Here is a 16,475-nt window from a genome sequence, read left to right as displayed (position 1 = left end):
ATGTGCCGCGCGTTAGCGGTTTCTCAATTCCCGCCTCTAAATCGAAGTCCGGGATTGTAAGCGTAATGCGCAACAATCGCAGTGCCTTGGCCACTTTGTTAACTCGGGAGCCAGGTTTTCTGCCCGAGTCGTGCTTTCTTTGCCCGATTTCGGAACATTTTCGCCGATCGTGAAGTTTCCTTTCAAGAAACGCGAAAATAGGCATAATCTTGCCGATAGGGACATTGAGGAGATGTATGGTGAAGCAATTTAGAATTTTGGCATATATGTTTCAATATTTACTCCAGCGGCTCGCCTTTGCGATCTTCGGTCTCGCGGCACTCGCCTTGACGGTCTTCACGATCATGGCCGCAACGGGTCAGTTGGCTTGGCTGGAAATCCCTCTCAACTACAATGGTCAGCCTGTCGAAAATGCGGGTATGTACGCGCAGATCGGTCTCACCGTTTTAGCTATCGGCATTTGCTTCTTCATCCCTACCAATCGCCGGATCATGCAACTTGAAAACTCGCACAGAAAGTTTTCCATCAATATGGACGACGTCGCGCGGGCCTATGCAGCCGTGCATGCGGCTGATCGTGCCAGCACCTTTCGCATGTCGTCTGAATTTGACGCCGTTCGCGAACGCCTGTCCTATCTGCGCGATCACCCCGATCTTAGCACACTGGAGCCTGGTCTTCTCGAAGTAGCCGCGCAGATGAGCCACATTTCCAAGGAACTCGCGACACTCTATGCTGACGACAAGATTGACCGTGCGCGTTCGTTCCTCAAGCAGCGTCAGGAAGAAGTTGACCTGTTCAACAGCCGCCTTGACCAGGCCAAGGGTATCTCGAACGAGATGAAACACTGGCTGCACGAAGTCGAACTCGAGGAAAGCGTCGCCTCTGCCCAGCTTGAGCGTCTGCGTGCGGAAATGCGCGAAGTCATGCCCGAACTCGGCATTGAACGTGTGGTCGCGACCGATGGCCTGAACGATACGAACGACGGCAGAGACCACGATAGTCGTATCATCGAGATGCAACCAAAGGCGGCCGAGTAAGTCGTTCAGCGCAATTGCTTTTTGCTTTGACCTCGCCCCTGGGGTCAGACACAAGGGCATATGGCCAAGTCATCCATTACATTTTCATGCAACGCATGCGGCGCGACCTATAACAAATGGTCGGGCCGCTGTGACGCTTGCGCGCAGTGGAACACTATTCACGAAGACAAGGGCATCTCGACCGGACCACCGAGCAAATCTTTAGGCACCAAACGTGGCTCTGCCATGGTCCTGACCGATTTGACCACGCACGAGCCGCCACCGCCACGCAGCCAGTCAGGAATTGCCGAACTGGACCGGGTTCTGGGCGGAGGGTTGGTCAAGGCTTCGGCAATTCTGGTGGGCGGTGACCCAGGTATCGGCAAATCGACCCTATTGTTGCAGGCCGCTGCGCATTTTGCGCGCAACGGGTTGAAAACGATCTATGTCAGCGGCGAAGAAGCATCCGCACAGGTGCGCATGCGGGCCCAACGTTTGGGGCTCACCGACGCATCCGTACAATTGGCCGCGGAAACAAACCTTCGCGATATTCTGACAACGCTCGATGCGGAAAAACCCGATCTGGTGATCATCGACTCGATCCAGACCATGTGGGCCGACAATGTTGAATCCGCGCCGGGGTCGGTCAGCCAGGTACGCGCCGCAGCCCATGAACTGACGAGCTTTGCCAAACGTCGGGGTGTGTCGGTTATTCTGGTCGGTCATGTCACCAAGGATGGCCAGATTGCCGGCCCTCGGGTGGTTGAACACATGGTTGATACCGTGTTGTATTTTGAAGGCGAACGCGGACACCAGTTCCGCATCCTGCGCGCCGTCAAAAACCGATTCGGGCCGGCTGACGAGATCGGCGTCTTTGAGATGACCGGTGCAGGCCTGGCCGAGGTTACAAACCCGTCAGCGCTGTTTTTGTCCGAACGCGGCGAACCGACGGCAGGGTCCGTTGTATTCGCCGGTATAGAAGGCACCCGCCCGGTTTTGTGTGAATTGCAAGCGCTGGTTGCGCCTTCTCCGCATTCCCAGGCGCGGCGCACGGTCGTGGGTTGGGATGGCGGGCGTCTGGCGATGATTCTGGCCGTGCTCGAGGCCCGATGCGGCATCCCATTTGCCGGGCTGGACGTCTATCTGAACGTGGCCGGTGGTATGAAGATATCCGAACCCGCGGCCGATCTGGCAGTGGCGGCCGCGCTTTTAAGCGCGCGCGAAGACGTGGCCCTGCCCGCCGAAACAGTCGTTTTCGGGGAAATTAGCCTGTCGGGTGCGCTGCGCCCCGCCACCCAGACCGAAAATAGGTTGAAAGAGGCGCAAAAACTTGGTTTTACCAATGCGATTGCACCTGCGGGGGGTAAACCCGTGGGCAAGAACGGAATAACGCTTAACACCATGAGCGATCTAACCGGATTTGTAGGCGAAATTTTCGGGGCTGGATAACGACCCCCTCAAGGAAGGCAAGACGATCATGGAAGGCTTTACCATTATTGACGGGGTCGTGGCTCTTGTCATTATCCTGTCTGCGTTGCTCGCATATGGTCGCGGGCTGGTCCGCGAATTCATGGCGATTGTCGGCTGGATCGCTGCGGCTATCCTGGCTTTTCTGTTTGCCCCGCAGGTCGAACCGCTTGTCTCGGAACTGCCGGTGGTGGGCAAATTCCTGGCAGATAGCTGCGAATTGTCGATTATCGGGGCCTTCGCCATTGTGTTTGCCATCGCCTTGATTGTGGTATCGCTGTTCACACCGCTGTTTTCGTCGCTTGTGCAACGTTCGGTGCTCGGGGGCGCGGATCAAGGGCTGGGGTTCTTGTTCGGTGTCGCGCGCGGCATCCTGCTCGTCATTATTGCCTTTTTCGTCTATGATACGGTCATCACGGGTCAACGTTTCACCATCGTTGATGAAAGCCGCTCTGCTCAGGTATTCAGCCGCTTTACCGGCCAGATCGAAGAGCAGAACCCCGAAGCGGCGCTTGGCTGGATCACCTCCCGTTACGAAGCGCTCGTCGGTAACTGCGGTGCCTGAATAGGGGCATTGTTCCCGATTTTCACCTGCGCCTCCCTTTCAGGGGGGCGTTGTTTATGCGGCTTGCGCGTGGCGTTCCGTTATCTTCGTCTAAATGTGACAGTGGGGTGACATTCATGCGCCGAATGCCTACATACGGGCCATCCAGTAATCGGATTCGGAGTTGCCCCGTTGTCCAAGATCATGCCCCCCGCTCATCCCTTTGATTCCTCGTATCTGCGCGACGTAGATGATGCTGATAAACTAAAAGAAGAATGCGGGGTGTTCGGTGTCGTTGGCGTTGCTGATGCCTCGAATTTCGTGGCCCTCGGATTGCATGCGCTTCAGCACCGCGGCCAGGAAGCAGGCGGGATCGTCAGCTACGATCCGACCGCCGGATTTCAGTCAGCGCGCCGCTTTGGCTATGTCCGCGATAACTTCACGTCTCAAAAAGTCATGGAAACCTTGCCCGGCGAACTGGCCATAGGACACGTGCGCTATTCCACATCCGGCAACAAAGGCCCAACGGCCATTCGCGACGTACAGCCGTTCTTTGGTGAATTCGCCATGGGTGGGGCCGCGATTGCCCATAACGGCAACATCACCAACGCCAATTCCCTGCGCCGCGAGCTGATCGAGCGCGGGTCGATCTTCCAGTCGTCGTCGGACAGTGAATGCATTATCCACCTGATGGCCCGCTCGCTTCAGCGCAACATCCCCGAACGTATGGAAGACGCGCTGCGCCGTGTCGAAGGGGCGTTTTCCGTCGTGGCCATGACCCGTACCAAGCTGATCGGTGTGCGTGATCCGCTGGGGGTGCGTCCGTTGGTGTTGGGCAAGGTCGGCGATGGTTGGGCGCTCAGCTCCGAAACCTGTGCGCTGGACATTATCGGGGCTGAATTCGTCCGCGAGATAGAGCCCGGCGAAATGGTGGTTATCACCTCGACAGGTGTCGAAAGCCACTTTCCATTCCGCCGCGTCCCATCACGGTTCTGTATCTTTGAGCATGTATACTTCAGCCGCCCCGACAGTATTCTTGGTGGTCGGTCCGTGTATGAGACCCGCGAAGCGATTGGGCGCGAGCTTGCCAAGGAATCACCGGTAGACGCTGATCTGGTCTGCCCCGTCCCCGATAGCGGCACGCCGGCGGCCATCGGTTTCAGCCTTGAATCCGGTATCCCCTATGCGATGGGGATCATCCGCAACCAGTATATGGGGCGGACTTTCATCGAACCGACAGAACAGATCCGCAACATGGGTGTGCGCCTCAAGCTCAACGTCAACCGCGCCCTGATCCAAGGCAAGCGGGTGATTCTCGTCGACGATTCGGTTGTGCGCGGTACCACCAGTCGCAAGATCAAGGAAATGATCCTTGATGCGGGTGCCAAGGAAGTGCATTTTCGCATTGCGTCCCCCCCTACGGCTTGGCCTTGTTTTTACGGCGTCGATACTCCTCAGCGTGAAAAGCTGTTGGCGGCAACCATGTCCGAAGAAGAAATGCGCGAGCATTTACAGGTCGATAGCCTCAAGTTCATCTCGCTCAATGGGCTGTACCGCGCCGTAGGTGAGGCCGAAGGCCGCAACGCCAAATGTCCGCAATACTGTGACGCGTGTTTTTCCGGCGAATACCCTGTCAAGCCCAGTGACCAGATCGCGCAGGGATTTGAGATGAAACCCGCAGCGGAATAACCTTGATCAACGTCGCTTTTGTTAGGGCGGGCACGGATTCAACCCCTTGCCCGCCTTTTTTCAGCCCGTATCAGGCAAAGCTTTGCCGACAGTTGGGCCGGTCTTCGCCAGCCTGAATTGGCCCCTCTTTCAGTCAGGTTGGGGCTTTGTTAGCAGCACCGCAATACTGACCCCCCCTGACCTGTCAGGGCTGAAAGAGGCTTCCATGTCGACCGACGAAAAAGGCACCCCCACACCGCAGAACGTGATCAACCTAGCAACCGAACACGTTACCCTTCCCAAGCTTACGCTATTGGGGACTTTTGGCAGCCTGACCCAACCGGGCGCTTTGATCCGGGATGGCAAGGGACGTATTCAACGCGTGTCGCTTAACGACAAGATCAGCGACGGCGTCGTGGCCGCCATCGGCGACAACAGCGTCGTGTTGCTGCGGCGCGGTCGCACGGTGACATTGAAATTGCCCAACGGTTAAGCCCACCCCCTTGACGGGCCGTGATGGCTGGGGCAAAGCCGTCGCATGACAAAAACAGCCCTCATCACCGGTGCTTCACGCGGTCTTGGTGCCGCCCTCGCCCAAGAGCTTTGCGATAGCCACCATATCATTGCCGTAGCCAAGACAACCGGTGCCCTGGAGGAGCTTGACGACCGCATTCAGGCCCGTGGCGGCAGCGCGACACTGGCCCCGATGGACATCACCAACAATGATGCGATGGCGACCTTATGTCGTGGGATCTATGACCGCTGGGGCAACCTTGACCTTTGGCTGCATACAGCGATACACGCCGCGCCGCTTGCCCCCAGTGACCACATCGACGGCAAGGATATGGCCAAATCCGTGGCCACCAATATCACCGCGACATCAACCCTGATCACCTATATAGCGCCCCTGCTGGGACACTCGGGTCAGGCGGTGTTCTTTGACGACCCGGTCGTCGGCACCAGCTTCTATGGCAGCTACGGTGCGACAAAGGCCGCGCAGATTGCGCTTGCCCGAAGCTGGCAAAGCGAAACCGCGTCAATCGGGCCAAAAGTGAGCATCTTGACACCCGCACCGATGCCGACCGCAACCCGTGCCCGCTTTCATCCCGGCGAAGATCGCGATGCGCTGAACAGCCCACAATCGCAAGCCGCTGTAATTCTGGCACAATTAAAAGAAGTTCTGGGGTAAAAAACCCTCTGTCAGATGCTGCCACCTTGCCGCGCTCACATCCCTCGCTTATCAAAGCACAAAGGGGAATTTATGCGCATTCTAATCACCAATGATGACGGCATTCACGCACCGGGCCTGAAAACACTTCATGCGATCGCAACCGATCTGGCCGGGCCCCAGGGTGAAGTTTGGACCGTCGCCCCCGCATATGAACAGTCAGGAGTGGGCCATTGCATCAGCTATACAAAGCCGATGATGGTGGAACAGGTCAGCACGCAACGTTTTTCGGTCGAAGGTAGCCCTGCCGATTGCATCTTGGCCGCTCTTCACGACTGCATGCTTGACGCCCCGCCCGATCTTGTCCTTTCCGGGGTGAATCGCGGGAACAATTCGGCAGAGAATGCACTGTATTCAGGTACGATCGGCGGTGCGATGGAAGCCGCCCTTCAGGGGATTCCCGCCATGGCGCTGTCGCAATATTACGGGCCCGGCAACCGCGGGCTTGAAAACCCCTTTGAAGGGGCCGCCCAACATGGTGCACAGGTGATACGCCGCATCTTGAACGCCAGTCCCGACCACGAAAGCGGATACAGGTTGTTCTACAACATCAACTTTCCCCCCGTCGCGTCTGCCGATATCAAGGGCACACGATTGGCCCCGCAAGGTATCCGCAGGAATACCAGTTTTTCCACGCAGCCGCAGATCTCGCCATCTGGACGTCGGTTCTTGTGGATTCGGGGGGCAGATCAGCAGATAGCGACAGAAAAAGGGTCAGATGCCGCGTTGAACCTTGAGGGGTACATATCGGTGACGCCGATGCGCGCAGACCTGACCGCCCACGATACTTTCGCGGCTCTCGAAGCCATCAATACATGAGCGACGACGAAAACATCACAAACGCAGAACGTAAAATGCAATTTCTCTATGCCCTACGCTCGAAGGGCGTGACCGAAACCCGTGTGCTAAACGCAATGGAACAAATCGACCGTGGACCTTTCATTCGCGGCCTGTTTGCGTCACGCGCCTATGAAGACATGCCTTTGCCAATCGCCTGCGGGCAGACCATCAGTCAACCTTCGGTGGTGGCTCTGATGACCCAGGCTCTTGAGGTGACGCCCCGCGACAAAGTGCTCGAGGTTGGCACCGGCTCCGGCTATCAAGCCGCGATCCTCAGCAAATTGGCACGCCGCGTCTATACGATAGACCGCCACCGTCGTCTGGTTCAGGAGGCCCGTCAGATCTTCGAGGATCTCGCGCTGACCAATATCACCGCGATCATTGCCGACGGCAGCTTTGGCTTGCCCGAACAGGCACCGTTTGACCGCATCATCGTCACCGCTGCTGCCGAAGACCCCCCCGGCCCATTGCTTGCCCAGCTCAAGGTCGGTGGCATCATGGTCGTTCCGGTTGGACAATCTGACGCCGTCCAACACCTGATCCGGGTGCGTAAAACCGAAAGCGGTCTTGAATACGACGAACTTCGCAAGGTGCGGTTTGTTCCTTTGCTTGAAGGATTGGGCAAAGACGGCTAAATGCTGTATAGCATAGGGAACTCCAGACCACATGGAGCCCAGTGGCCGGTAGAGGCATCGAACACGAGGACGAGCAGATGATCCAACGATATGCGATCCGGACCTTCAAGTTGACGGTACTGGCGGGTGCTTCTGCGGTTTTACTCGCAGCCTGCGAAAGGCCGCTAGACGTGGATTTGCGCGGTGGCTTTGGTGACGGTTTCACCACAGCTGATGCTGCGACGGGGCCATTGGCACCACGCCCTGCACCGGACAATCGCGGCGTGATCTCTTACCCCAATTACCAGGTGGCGGTTGCCCGACAGGGTGACACGCTTGCTGACGTGGCCAACCGCGTCGGTACAGACGTTTCTAGCCTCTCGCGCTACAACGGTATCGATCCCACAATAACGCTTCGCAAGGACGAGATCATCGCCTTGCCCACCCGCGTCGCGGAACCTTCCCCTGCCACGGGCGCGTCAGGTACCGGCCCCATCTCTACGGCTGCCGTCGATATCCAGACGCTGGCGGGCGGTGCCATCAACCGCTCATCGGCAAGTGCAGGTGTTCAAACCTCCACGTTACCGCCGGCCCAGACCGTGGCGCGCAGCAATCCCCAAAAGCAGACAGGGGTTGAACCGGTACGTCACCGGGTTGAAAGGGGCGAAACCGCCTATACCATTGCAAGGCTGTACGCCGTGCCCGTGGCCACACTTGCCGAATGGAACGGATTGGGCGCGGATTTCTCGGTGCGGGAAGGTCAGTTTCTGCTGATACCTGTCGGACAGCAAAGCGCCCCGCCGCGCAACGCAACCGTACCCGCCAGCGCCACCGCTCAAACAACTCTACCCGGTGCCGGATCACCGACGCCGACGCCGCCAAGCGCTGCCAAACCACTGCCCCCCGTTGATGCAAAGCCCGTGCCGGCGACGGCGCCAGCCGCCGCCAAACCGGTGGCCGACGTCGGCAAAACCACGCAGCCGACATCATCGGCCCGAATGATTTCGCCGGTTCAGGGCAGTATTATCCGCGCTTATTCCAAGGGTAAGAATGAAGGCATCAATATCAAGGGAAGCGCCGGGGCGGCTGTCAAAGCTGCTGACGGCGGCACGGTCGCTGCAATCACCCAAAGCGCCGAAGGTGTCCCGATCATCGTGATACGCCATCCCGATAATCTACTGACAGTTTATGCGAATGTCAGTGACGTAAGCGTGGCCAAGGGCGACAACGTTTCAAAAGGTGCCTCAATCGCCAAACTGCGCGGTGGCGACGATTCATTCGTCCACTTCGAGGTACGCAAAGGCTTCGACAGCGTCGATCCGGCACCTTACCTGAACTAAAGCCAAGGCACGTGGTTACAATGTGACCCCGTGCCGCCCAGCAAGATCAACAAAATACTGCCATGCGACGCGTCCTGATCTGGCACCTCGGGTGGCTTGCCACTCAATTGCCTCGGCGCGCAGCGTGTCGGGCTCCACCTTGACCCCATACGCATCGCAATAGCCCCGGATCATCGATAAATATTGATCCTGATCGCAAGGGTGAAACCCCAGCCACAGGCCAAAACGATCCGACAGCGACACTTTTTCTTCAACCGCTTCGGCGGGGTTTATCGCAGAACCCCGTTCGTTTTCGATCATGTCACGGGGCATCAGATGTCGCCGGTTCGACGTCGCATAAAGCACGACATTGTCGGGTCGCCCTTCTATACCACCATCCAGCACCGCCTTGAGCGATTTGTAATGTGCATCATCGTGCCCGAAACTCAGATCATCGCAAAACAGGATGAACCGTTGGCGCGCGCCCCGCAGCAATGCCAGTAGCCGCCCGACCGAGGGCAGATCCTCGCGCTGCAATTCAACGATGCGCAGCGCATCAAGCGACGCATGAACATGGGAATGTACAGCTTTGACCAGACTGGATTTTCCCATCCCTCGCGCCCCCCACAGCAAAGCATTGTTCGCCGGTAACCCTGCAGCAAACTGCATTGTATTTGCCAGCAGGGTATCGCGGGCGCGATCCACACCGATAAGCAATGACAGATCTACCTTGCTGACATTCTTCACCGGGACCAGACGGTCGGGGGCGGTATGCCAAACGAAAGCCCCCGCCGCGTCAAAATCCGGTGCCTCCAGCGGCGGCGGAGACATCCGCTCCAGCGCCGCTGCAATGCGTTCAATCGGGTCAGAGGTCAATTCGACTTGTCCTCGTCATCGAACTCGGCCAGCAAGGGGTCTTCCTCTTCATCGTCGAAATACCCTTCGGCACGCAGCTTTTCATCGCGCTGACGCTCGACGCGGCGGACCAGAAAGATCGAGATCTCGTACAGCCCGTACACCACAACAAACAGGATTATCTGAGTGACAACATCCGGTGGCGTTACCAACGCCGCCAGAATCAGAATACCGACCACGGCATATTTTCGCACATTGCCAAGCCCCTCGGAACTGACCAACCCGGCCTTGCCCATCAGCGTCAACAATACCGGAAGCTGAAAGCACAGGCCGAACGCGACAATGAACTTGATGGTCAAGTTAAGGTATTCCTGCGCGGACCCCTGAAAGGCAATCGCAGCGATCCCGCCCTTTGATATGCCGTCAGCGCCCTCGTGGTTCACAAGCGTACCCGCCTGCTGAAACCCCAGGAAGAAATCGAATGCCAGTGGGGTTACCACGTAAAACGCAAATGCCGCCCCCAGGAAAAACATGATCGGGCTTGAGATAAGGAACGGCAGGAAAGCTCCCTTTTCGTTCTTGTACAATCCCGGCGCGACAAACCGCCAAAGTTGATAGCTGATATAGGGAAACCCCAAAATCAACCCACCCAAGAGGGATATCGAAATCGCGACAAAAAAGCCTTCTTGCAGCTTGATCAGGATCAACCCGCAATCATTCTGCCCGCGTTCTGCCATGGCAGTACACAAAGGGCTGGTCAAAAAGTTGAAAATCGGGTTCCAGACAGTAAAGCTGATCACCATACCGATGATAAATGCGATCACCGAATGGATCAGCCGCGTGCGCAGTTCTGCCAAATGCTCGATCAGCGGCGCTGCGCTGTCGTCAATATCGTCCGAAGCACTCATGAGTCACTCTTTTTGGCCGCTGGCTTCTCGGCTGCGGTTTTCTTGGCTGCGGTTTTACGCGCGGCGGGTTTCTTGGCAGGTGCCTTTTCAGTGGCGGCTTTCGATACCGACGCCGCCTTGGGGGCCGCGGCCTTTCTTGCTGCGGGTGGCTTTTTCACCGGAGACGTCTTTGCCGTTGGTTCAGCGTTTGGCTCCGTGGCAGGCGACGCTTCGATCTGGGGTGTCCCGGTCGTCAGTTTTGCCTCGGCGGCCTCGGCGTGTGCCAAGGCTTCTGCGGCTTCGCGCTGTTTACGCTCTGCCCCGGCCCGCGCCGTTGCTGCCTGTATCTTCTTGACATCCTCGGCCCGCTTGGCCGCCATTTTGCCCGTCTCGCTGTTCGGGTCGATATCGGTCAAAGACTTGGTTGCCGACTTTACGCCGTCCATGGCGCTGCCCAGCGGGTTCGTGGCGGCTTTCAACGATTTGTTCAAGCCCGAGGAAATTTCACGCATGCCCGTGTCGTCAGCCGCGTCATTCATCGCATTGCTGAACTCGCGCGCCATGCCCTTGGCCTTTCCCACGAACTGCCCAACCTTGCGGAACAGTATCGGCAGATCCTTCGGGCCCACCACGATCAACGCAACGACGCCCACGACCAGCAACTCAGACCACCCCATATCAAACATGATGGTTTACACCCGGTCCTTATCGGTTTTCACTTCTGTCACAACAACAGTGTCATCGGTCAGCTCGGCCGGTTCCTTGTTCGCGTTCTTTACGTCGTCTTCGCCTTCGCTGATACCCTTCTTAAAGCTGGTGATACCCTTGCCGACTTCGCCCATCAGGCTTGAAATCTTGCCGCGCCCGAACAGCACAAGCACGACCACAGCGATAAGCAAAAGCCCCGGCAGGCCGATATTATTCAACATAGTCCATCTCCATATCCAAAAACCAAGAACGCACCTTGGGCGCCCAAATCAAGCTTTGTGTATGCCGAGCAGCGCTTGGCTAGAAGAGACCAAGCGCCCCAAAACCCTCCTCGACAGCGTTTTTCCGGATCTCAATCTCCAAGCCCACCTTCAACTGACAGTTTTTTGGCAGTTGCCTTGTGGCTTTTGTCAAACCGTGCCATATAATGCCCATGCGCCGCTCCGATCGCCTCTTCAGGTTACTCGAGATTCTGGGAGACCATCAACGTCACCGATCTCAAGACCTGGCGCGCGTTTTGTCGGTTTCGCAACGCACACTCTTTCGCGACATGGACCGGCTGAAAGCCTCCGGCGTCCCACTTCATGGCACGCGGGGCTCAGGCTACCAACTGTCCACGGAAACAACGTTGCCCCCTCTTGCCCTGACGGACCCCGAGATAGAGGCCCTGCAACTCGGCCTTGCAGTGGTGCTTGAAACCACGGACCCCGACCTGCTGGCCGCCGTTCAAAGTCTGGTGGCAAAAATCGATGCCGCCTTGCCGCTCGATGCAAAACCGCAAGCGGCCGATTGGCAGCATATTGAACACCCTTTTGCCAATGCAGCGAAAGGGCTGGGCCACCTACCGGTGCTGCGCGCCGCGATCAAAGCGCGTCAAAAGCTGAAAATAGTCTATAACGCCGAACACGGGGCGGTAAAAACATCAATCCTCCACCCCAGAACACTTACCCATAAGGCACGCAGCTGGCTCTTGTCAGGCTGGGACGAAACCGCACAGGCCCCGGCGATCCTTCGCCTTGACCTCATTGAAACCGCAGACCCGCTACCGGAACTCTTCAGTCAGGCGTCCGGCTTCCAAATGGATTAAAATCCTCGCCGAAGGCATTAAATCTCTTTTACGCTCCGGCCCGCAGCCGCCAACCGTTCTGCTTTGGCAAGAATGCCTGAACACTGGCCTGAGCAATAACAATCGTTTCGTCGCCGCTAGGCACGTTCAGCCCACCGAACACGGCCTCTACCTCTGCCTGCCCACGCGGCAAACCGGCCACCAGCGTATCGGTATCAACCAGATCGGGTTCCTGCACCGCTACCGTTACCCGGACCCGCATTTCGTCATGGCTCAACCCCAGCACGCCGAATAATGGCAGGGACGAATGTCGCAAAGCATCTTCGATCGCACGTGCACAGGCTTTGGTATAATCCATACCGTGCAGGTCGTTCCCCATCCCCATTTCGATAATGATACGTTGCTCAGTCATTGCCTCGCTCCATGTCAAAAGCGATCGATAGTGCTGCGTTGGCCATGATTGTCGGGGGCCGTCACCATCGGGGCGTTCAATGTCCAGCCCCCCGGGGACGACGTTCACGGTTACATCGCCATAGGGAAATACTGCCCTCAGCGCGTCGCGATCGACGTGCTCGGGCTTTTGTACGCCCACATCCAACGTGATTTTCATCGCGGCACGGTCAAAGCCGAACAGCTCTGCAAGATTGATGGAGTTCCGCCAAAGAGCATCGCGGACCGCGCGTTCGGCGGCCTGGGTATAGTCACCCCTGCGTAACGACGATCCCATCCCGAATTCCATCATGAGCGTTTGCATACGGACTCTCCGGCTATGTGGCTTGGAAGACAAAGCATTTGTCGCGGCGAATGGTCAGCCACATTACCGCCCCCGGTTGCGGCAAGAACACATTGGGCACAGTGACCCGCAAGATACTGCCGTCGTAATCCATGACAAACTCGACAAGACTTTCATTCCCCATGAACCGCGCCCGCGACACTACCCCGCGCGCAGCGGTGCCATCCGTCGCCGTGGGCAAGGGCCCCTTGCCCGCGCGGTCAAAATCAATCCGCACATGCTGCGGCCGGAACACGATATCAACCTTGGTTCCATCCGGGACACCTGGCGCAAGAAACCGGCCGAACGGCGTTTGCGCCAATGCGCCCGACACCTCGGCCCGCAACACGTTGGCATCCGAAAAGAACGCGACGGATGCCCGGTCGATCGGGCGCGTATAAACGTTGTAGGGTGCGCCCTGTTGGACGATCTTGCCGTCCCGCATCAACGCGATCTCGTCGGCCATCCGCATTGCTTCCTCGGGTTCATGAGTGACCAGCAGCACGGCTGTACCTTCCTCCTTGAGTATTCCCAGCGTTTCGTCACGAATATCGTCGCGCAAGCGGTTATCAAGACCCGAGAAAGGTTCGTCCATCAACATGATCTTGGGCCGTGGGGCCAAGGCCCGGGCCAGTGCCACGCGCTGTTGTTCGCCGCCCGACAGCTGATGCGGATAGCCATCGATGAACCGCAACAGGTCCACACGCTCCAGCAGTTCCTCGATACGGGCGCGCCGGTCGGCCTTGGTGCCGGTTTTCAGCCCGAAACCCACATTGTCAGCGACGCTCAGATGCGGAAACAGCGCGAAATCCTGAAACATAAGGCCAATTTCACGCCGTTCTGGCGGCACGTTGAACACGGTGTCACAGATCAACTTTCCATCCACATGGATCGAACCGCAGTCTTGCATTTCGACCCCGGCAATCATCCGCAGTGTCGTGGACTTTCCGCATCCCGACGGTCCCAGCAAACAGGTGACCTGCCCCGGCATGATCTTCAGGCTGACGTCGTCCACCACCGCGCGCCCACCATAGGCACGCTTGAGGTTTCGGATTTCAAGCCGGGGGTGTGTTTCGGTCATGGCTGCGGTCTTATCCGGTCAATTCATTCGGCTAAGACCGCTATCAGCCTCGTCGTGCACCCGCAAGCACTGCCGCAAATCCTGTGGCCAGAACGGCGACGCAAATCACCAATAACTGCTCGTATTTATGCGCGTCCGGCAACAGCGCGGCAAACACCCCCCAGTCGCGCCCGAAATACGCGACAGCGCCCGACATCGCCGCCCCAAACGCCACCAGATACGCCCACAGCGCTATCCGGCGCTGCATCACCAGCCCGACAATCAGCACCGGCGTCAAAAACATCGACGCCGTGCCCGACACGGCTACGGCATCGAACAGGGTCGAGCTTCCCCACAGTGTCAGGGCCGTTCCCACCGACATGAAACCCAGCATCACCATCCGTCCCCCGGTCAGGCTGCGCGGTGCGAGTTTCAGTTCCTCGACCACCAGCCGCGCCGCAGATGCCAACGCCGAATCCAGCGTGCTAAGCGCCGATATCAAAAGCGAAATCATCAGCGCACCGAAAATCCACCCCGGGAACATACCGGCCCATGTGCCGATCAGCTCGCCCTCATAGGCGGCTCCGGTCAGGCTGGCCTGGATACCGAAAAAGCCGAAACCGATGATGCAAAGTGTGGATATCCAAAAGGCATGCAAGAACGACCGCCGGGTCGTGTCCGGGTCTGCGATGAACCCGCGGTCCATCATCACCGGATCATGCGCGGGATAAGAGAACACCTGCAACAGCGCCACCGCGAGCAACACCCAGCCGTTATAGGCCCCCGCGGTGCCCGGGGCCGTGATAACCGCGCCCAGATCAAAGCCCGGCGACACAACCAGCGCCATAAAGGCGACGCCGAACACAGCCAGAAACACCACCATCTGCACCACATCGGTGCGCAGGGCCGCGCTTAGCCCGCCCCATGCGGAATAGCCCAGCCCAACCCCCGCTACGATCAGTATCGCAGGCGTCCCGCTCCCCGCCAGTACAGCGTTGAAAATCAACCCCACTACCAGCAGGTTGGCGAACACCTCGGACAACAGGCGCAAGGCGATCACCAGATTGTAACACCCGTTGCCCGCCGCCCCAAAACGCACGCCAAGCCAGCCTTGCACCGACATGGCCCCCTGTTGCCGCAGGCGTCCCACGATAAAGCCCCCCGTCAGGAACGACCCGTAATAGGCCGCATAGGCCAGCGTGCCCGCGATGCCGTAATAATACCCCAAGATCGCCGCGTTCATCAGGCTGCGGGCGAAAATCCAGGTTGTGACCTGGCTCAGCACCAATGTCCAAAGCCCCGGGGCCCTGCCTTGGGCCGTCATTCCGCCAAAGAATCCGTCGATCGATGCGCGGCGCGGTGCCGCAAGCACGCTCGCTACGATAATCGCACCAAATATGACAATTAGTAAAAGAGGATACATCGCAGGGTACCTTTCAGGACTACGGGTTCATTCCAACTGGTAGTCGAGCAGAAACCGCCGCGCCATATTCGGCACGACGGTCTGCCGTAAACGTGATGACTGTGACAGCGCAAAGCGCCTTACATGGTCAGGTTGGTCGCCCCGCCGTCAAGCAACAGGTTTTGCCCCACGATAAAGCCGGCATGCTGCGAACACAAAAACGCACAGGCAGCACCAAATTCGTGGCGGGTACCGTAGCGACCGGCAGGAATTGTCGATGCCCGCTGCGCCCGCGCTTCCTCCAACGTGATGCCCTTTTGCTTGACCACGCCGCCGTCCAGCGCATCGGCGCGGTCGGTCGCGTGGATGCCCGGCAGCAGGTTGTTGATCGTAACGCCCTTGCTTGCCACTTGGCGCGAAGTCCCCGCGACGTATCCGGTCAGGCCGGTCCGGGCGGAATTGCTTAGCCCCAGCACCCCGATCGGTGCGCGGACCGATTGCGACGTGATATTGACCACACGCCCCCAGCCGCGTTCCATCATCGCCGGCACCAGAGCTTTGATCATCGCGATCGGGGCCAGCATGTTGGCATCCAGCGCCTTGATGAAATCTTCGCGGTCCCAATCGTGCCACATTCCGGGAGGCGGGCCGCCAGCGTTGTTTACCAATATGTCGATCTGCCCGACCACGTCCAAAACCGCGTTTTGCCCCTCTGCCGTGGCAATATCGGCAACCACTGTGGTCACTTCGACGCCGTAGCTTTGTCGAATTCTTTCAGCGGCACTGTCCAGGTCCGCAGCACCACGCGCGTTCATGACCAGATCGACGCCCGCCTCGGCCAAGGCTTCCGCGCAGCCTAGCCCAAGCCCCTTTGACGAAGCGCATACCAACGCACGTTTTCCCTTGATTCCCAAATCCATAGCGTTCTCTCCCCTTGATGATTGGCGTAGTGGTAGCATTGGTTTTCGTGGAAACGCCAGCAAAAGACCAAAGGCTTGACCCGATAGTGCCACAATCCTATTCCATTCA

18 protein-coding genes and 2 pseudogenes are annotated in these 16,475 nt (G+C 58.2%); 11 read left to right on the top strand and 9 right to left on the bottom strand.

Annotated features, from left to right (window positions below; translation table 11 throughout):
* Positions 1–236: 236 nt before the first annotated feature.
* The 9 genes from AC13DE_RS18100 to AC13DE_RS18060 all read left to right on the top strand — a co-directional run bounded on the left by AC13DE_RS18100 (position 237) and on the right by AC13DE_RS18060 (position 8,717).
* Positions 237–1,037 carry a DNA repair protein gene (locus AC13DE_RS18100; protein ID WP_446297229.1) on the top strand — a complete coding sequence of 267 codons (801 nt, stop codon included), beginning with the start codon at positions 237–239 and terminating at the stop codon, positions 1,035–1,037.
* Between the two features lie 60 nt (positions 1,038–1,097).
* Complete coding sequence (radA, locus tag AC13DE_RS18095) at positions 1,098–2,465, top strand: DNA repair protein RadA (protein WP_483048619.1); 1,368 nt, start codon at positions 1,098–1,100, stop codon at positions 2,463–2,465.
* Positions 2,466–2,493: 28 nt separating this feature from the next.
* Complete coding sequence (locus AC13DE_RS18090) at positions 2,494–3,048, top strand: CvpA family protein (protein WP_446297231.1); 555 nt, start codon at positions 2,494–2,496, stop codon at positions 3,046–3,048.
* Positions 3,049–3,231: 183 nt separating this feature from the next.
* Positions 3,232–4,716, top strand: a complete 1,485-nt coding sequence (gene purF, locus AC13DE_RS18085; RefSeq protein ID WP_446297277.1) for an amidophosphoribosyltransferase — start codon at positions 3,232–3,234, stop codon at positions 4,714–4,716.
* Between the two features lie 205 nt (positions 4,717–4,921).
* Entirely contained in the window at positions 4,922–5,188 is a 267-nt protein-coding gene (locus AC13DE_RS18080; RefSeq protein WP_446297232.1) for a type II secretion system protein N, read from the top strand.
* Positions 5,189–5,233: 45 nt separating this feature from the next.
* A complete protein-coding gene (locus AC13DE_RS18075) occupies positions 5,234–5,884 on the top strand; it encodes an SDR family NAD(P)-dependent oxidoreductase (protein ID WP_483048618.1) in 651 nt (216 codons plus the stop codon).
* 72 nt (positions 5,885–5,956) lie between these two features.
* Complete coding sequence (surE, locus tag AC13DE_RS18070) at positions 5,957–6,742, top strand: 5'/3'-nucleotidase SurE (protein ID WP_483048617.1); 786 nt, start codon at positions 5,957–5,959, stop codon at positions 6,740–6,742.
* Complete coding sequence (locus AC13DE_RS18065; RefSeq protein WP_446297235.1) at positions 6,739–7,398, top strand: protein-L-isoaspartate(D-aspartate) O-methyltransferase; 660 nt, start codon at positions 6,739–6,741, stop codon at positions 7,396–7,398. Before surE ends, AC13DE_RS18065 begins: the two co-directional genes overlap by 4 nt.
* Before the next feature lie 77 nt (positions 7,399–7,475).
* Positions 7,476–8,717 carry a peptidoglycan DD-metalloendopeptidase family protein gene (locus tag AC13DE_RS18060; RefSeq protein WP_483048616.1) on the top strand — a complete coding sequence of 414 codons (1,242 nt, stop codon included), beginning with the start codon at positions 7,476–7,478 and terminating at the stop codon, positions 8,715–8,717.
* A 15-nt stretch (positions 8,718–8,732) separates the two neighbouring features.
* On the opposite strand, the gene AC13DE_RS18055 is transcribed toward AC13DE_RS18060, so the two are convergent.
* The 4 genes from AC13DE_RS18055 to AC13DE_RS18040 are packed head-to-tail and all read right to left on the bottom strand — an operon-like array spanning position 8,733 to position 11,367.
* Entirely contained in the window at positions 8,733–9,527 is a 795-nt protein-coding gene (locus tag AC13DE_RS18055; RefSeq protein ID WP_483048856.1) for an ATP-binding protein, read from the bottom strand.
* Positions 9,528–9,568: 41 nt separating this feature from the next.
* Positions 9,569–10,459 (bottom strand): twin-arginine translocase subunit TatC, encoded by an 891-nt coding sequence (tatC, locus tag AC13DE_RS18050; protein ID WP_483048615.1) that lies wholly within the window; start codon positions 10,457–10,459, stop codon positions 9,569–9,571.
* Entirely contained in the window at positions 10,456–11,124 is a 669-nt protein-coding gene (gene tatB / locus AC13DE_RS18045; RefSeq protein ID WP_446312603.1) for a Sec-independent protein translocase protein TatB, read from the bottom strand. The genes tatC and tatB overlap by 4 nt, the downstream gene beginning before the upstream one ends.
* A gap of 6 nt (positions 11,125–11,130) precedes the next feature.
* Positions 11,131–11,367: a twin-arginine translocase TatA/TatE family subunit gene (locus AC13DE_RS18040; protein WP_446297240.1), complete on the bottom strand. Its 237-nt coding sequence runs from the start codon at positions 11,365–11,367 to the stop codon at positions 11,131–11,133.
* Positions 11,368–11,573: 206 nt separating this feature from the next.
* On the opposite strand from AC13DE_RS18040, the pseudogene AC13DE_RS18035 reads away from it, so the two are divergent.
* Together AC13DE_RS18035 and AC13DE_RS18030 are read left to right on the top strand one after the other, a co-directional pair.
* A pseudogene (locus AC13DE_RS18035) lies at positions 11,574–11,744 on the top strand (HTH domain-containing protein); the annotation flags it as partial.
* A gap of 30 nt (positions 11,745–11,774) precedes the next feature.
* Entirely contained in the window at positions 11,775–12,233 is a 459-nt protein-coding gene (locus AC13DE_RS18030) for a helix-turn-helix transcriptional regulator (RefSeq protein WP_483048855.1), read from the top strand.
* A gap of 28 nt (positions 12,234–12,261) precedes the next feature.
* On the opposite strand, the gene AC13DE_RS18025 is transcribed toward AC13DE_RS18030, so the two are convergent.
* From AC13DE_RS18025 to AC13DE_RS18005, 5 genes and pseudogenes are all read right to left on the bottom strand, one after another.
* Positions 12,262–12,624, bottom strand: coding sequence for a Lin0512 family protein (locus AC13DE_RS18025; protein WP_446297241.1), 363 nt, complete (start codon positions 12,622–12,624; stop codon positions 12,262–12,264).
* A pseudogene (locus AC13DE_RS18020) lies at positions 12,617–12,966 on the bottom strand (Lin0512 family protein). Before AC13DE_RS18020 ends, AC13DE_RS18025 begins: the two are co-directional and overlap by 8 nt.
* 13 nt (positions 12,967–12,979) lie before the next feature.
* A complete protein-coding gene (locus AC13DE_RS18015; protein WP_483048614.1) occupies positions 12,980–14,065 on the bottom strand; it encodes an ABC transporter ATP-binding protein in 1,086 nt (361 codons plus the stop codon).
* A 43-nt stretch (positions 14,066–14,108) separates the two neighbouring features.
* The gene (locus AC13DE_RS18010) at positions 14,109–15,467 is read right to left on the bottom strand and encodes an SLC5/6 family protein (protein ID WP_483048613.1); all 1,359 of its coding nucleotides are present in this window, start codon (positions 15,465–15,467) and stop codon (positions 14,109–14,111) included.
* Positions 15,468–15,586: 119 nt separating this feature from the next.
* Positions 15,587–16,366 (bottom strand): SDR family oxidoreductase, encoded by a 780-nt coding sequence (locus tag AC13DE_RS18005; RefSeq protein WP_446297245.1) that lies wholly within the window; start codon positions 16,364–16,366, stop codon positions 15,587–15,589.
* Between the last annotated feature and the right edge of the window lie 109 nt (positions 16,367–16,475).

The sequence above is a fragment of the Sulfitobacter sp. L-8 genome, from assembly GCF_056859255.1.
Note: the sequence above shows the minus strand (reverse complement) of the source record. Positions and strands in the feature narration are given on the sequence as shown.

Bases quoted from the DNA above. Each gene is read 5' to 3' on its own strand.
- AC13DE_RS18100 (WP_446297229.1), top strand. From the start codon at position 237: ATGGTGAAGCAATTTAGAATTTTGGCATATATGTTTCAATATTTACTC.
- radA (WP_483048619.1), top strand. From the start codon at position 1,098: ATGGCCAAGTCATCCATTACATTTTCATGCAACGCATGCGGCGCGACC.
- AC13DE_RS18090 (WP_446297231.1), top strand. From the start codon at position 2,494: ATGGAAGGCTTTACCATTATTGACGGGGTCGTGGCTCTTGTCATTATC.
- purF (WP_446297277.1), top strand. From the start codon at position 3,232: ATGCCCCCCGCTCATCCCTTTGATTCCTCGTATCTGCGCGACGTAGAT.
- AC13DE_RS18080 (WP_446297232.1), top strand. From the start codon at position 4,922: ATGTCGACCGACGAAAAAGGCACCCCCACACCGCAGAACGTGATCAAC.
- AC13DE_RS18075 (WP_483048618.1), top strand. From the start codon at position 5,234: ATGACAAAAACAGCCCTCATCACCGGTGCTTCACGCGGTCTTGGTGCC.
- surE (WP_483048617.1), top strand. From the start codon at position 5,957: ATGCGCATTCTAATCACCAATGATGACGGCATTCACGCACCGGGCCTG.
- AC13DE_RS18065 (WP_446297235.1), top strand. From the start codon at position 6,739: ATGAGCGACGACGAAAACATCACAAACGCAGAACGTAAAATGCAATTT.
- AC13DE_RS18060 (WP_483048616.1), top strand. From the start codon at position 7,476: ATGATCCAACGATATGCGATCCGGACCTTCAAGTTGACGGTACTGGCG.
- AC13DE_RS18055 (WP_483048856.1), bottom strand. From the start codon at position 9,527: ATGTCTCCGCCGCCGCTGGAGGCACCGGATTTTGACGCGGCGGGGGCT.
- tatC (WP_483048615.1), bottom strand. From the start codon at position 10,459: ATGAGTGCTTCGGACGATATTGACGACAGCGCAGCGCCGCTGATCGAG.
- tatB (WP_446312603.1), bottom strand. From the start codon at position 11,124: ATGTTTGATATGGGGTGGTCTGAGTTGCTGGTCGTGGGCGTCGTTGCG.
- AC13DE_RS18040 (WP_446297240.1), bottom strand. From the start codon at position 11,367: ATGTTGAATAATATCGGCCTGCCGGGGCTTTTGCTTATCGCTGTGGTC.
- AC13DE_RS18025 (WP_446297241.1), bottom strand. From the start codon at position 12,624: ATGACTGAGCAACGTATCATTATCGAAATGGGGATGGGGAACGACCTG.
- AC13DE_RS18015 (WP_483048614.1), bottom strand. From the start codon at position 14,065: ATGACCGAAACACACCCCCGGCTTGAAATCCGAAACCTCAAGCGTGCC.
- AC13DE_RS18010 (WP_483048613.1), bottom strand. From the start codon at position 15,467: ATGTATCCTCTTTTACTAATTGTCATATTTGGTGCGATTATCGTAGCG.
- AC13DE_RS18005 (WP_446297245.1), bottom strand. From the start codon at position 16,366: ATGGATTTGGGAATCAAGGGAAAACGTGCGTTGGTATGCGCTTCGTCA.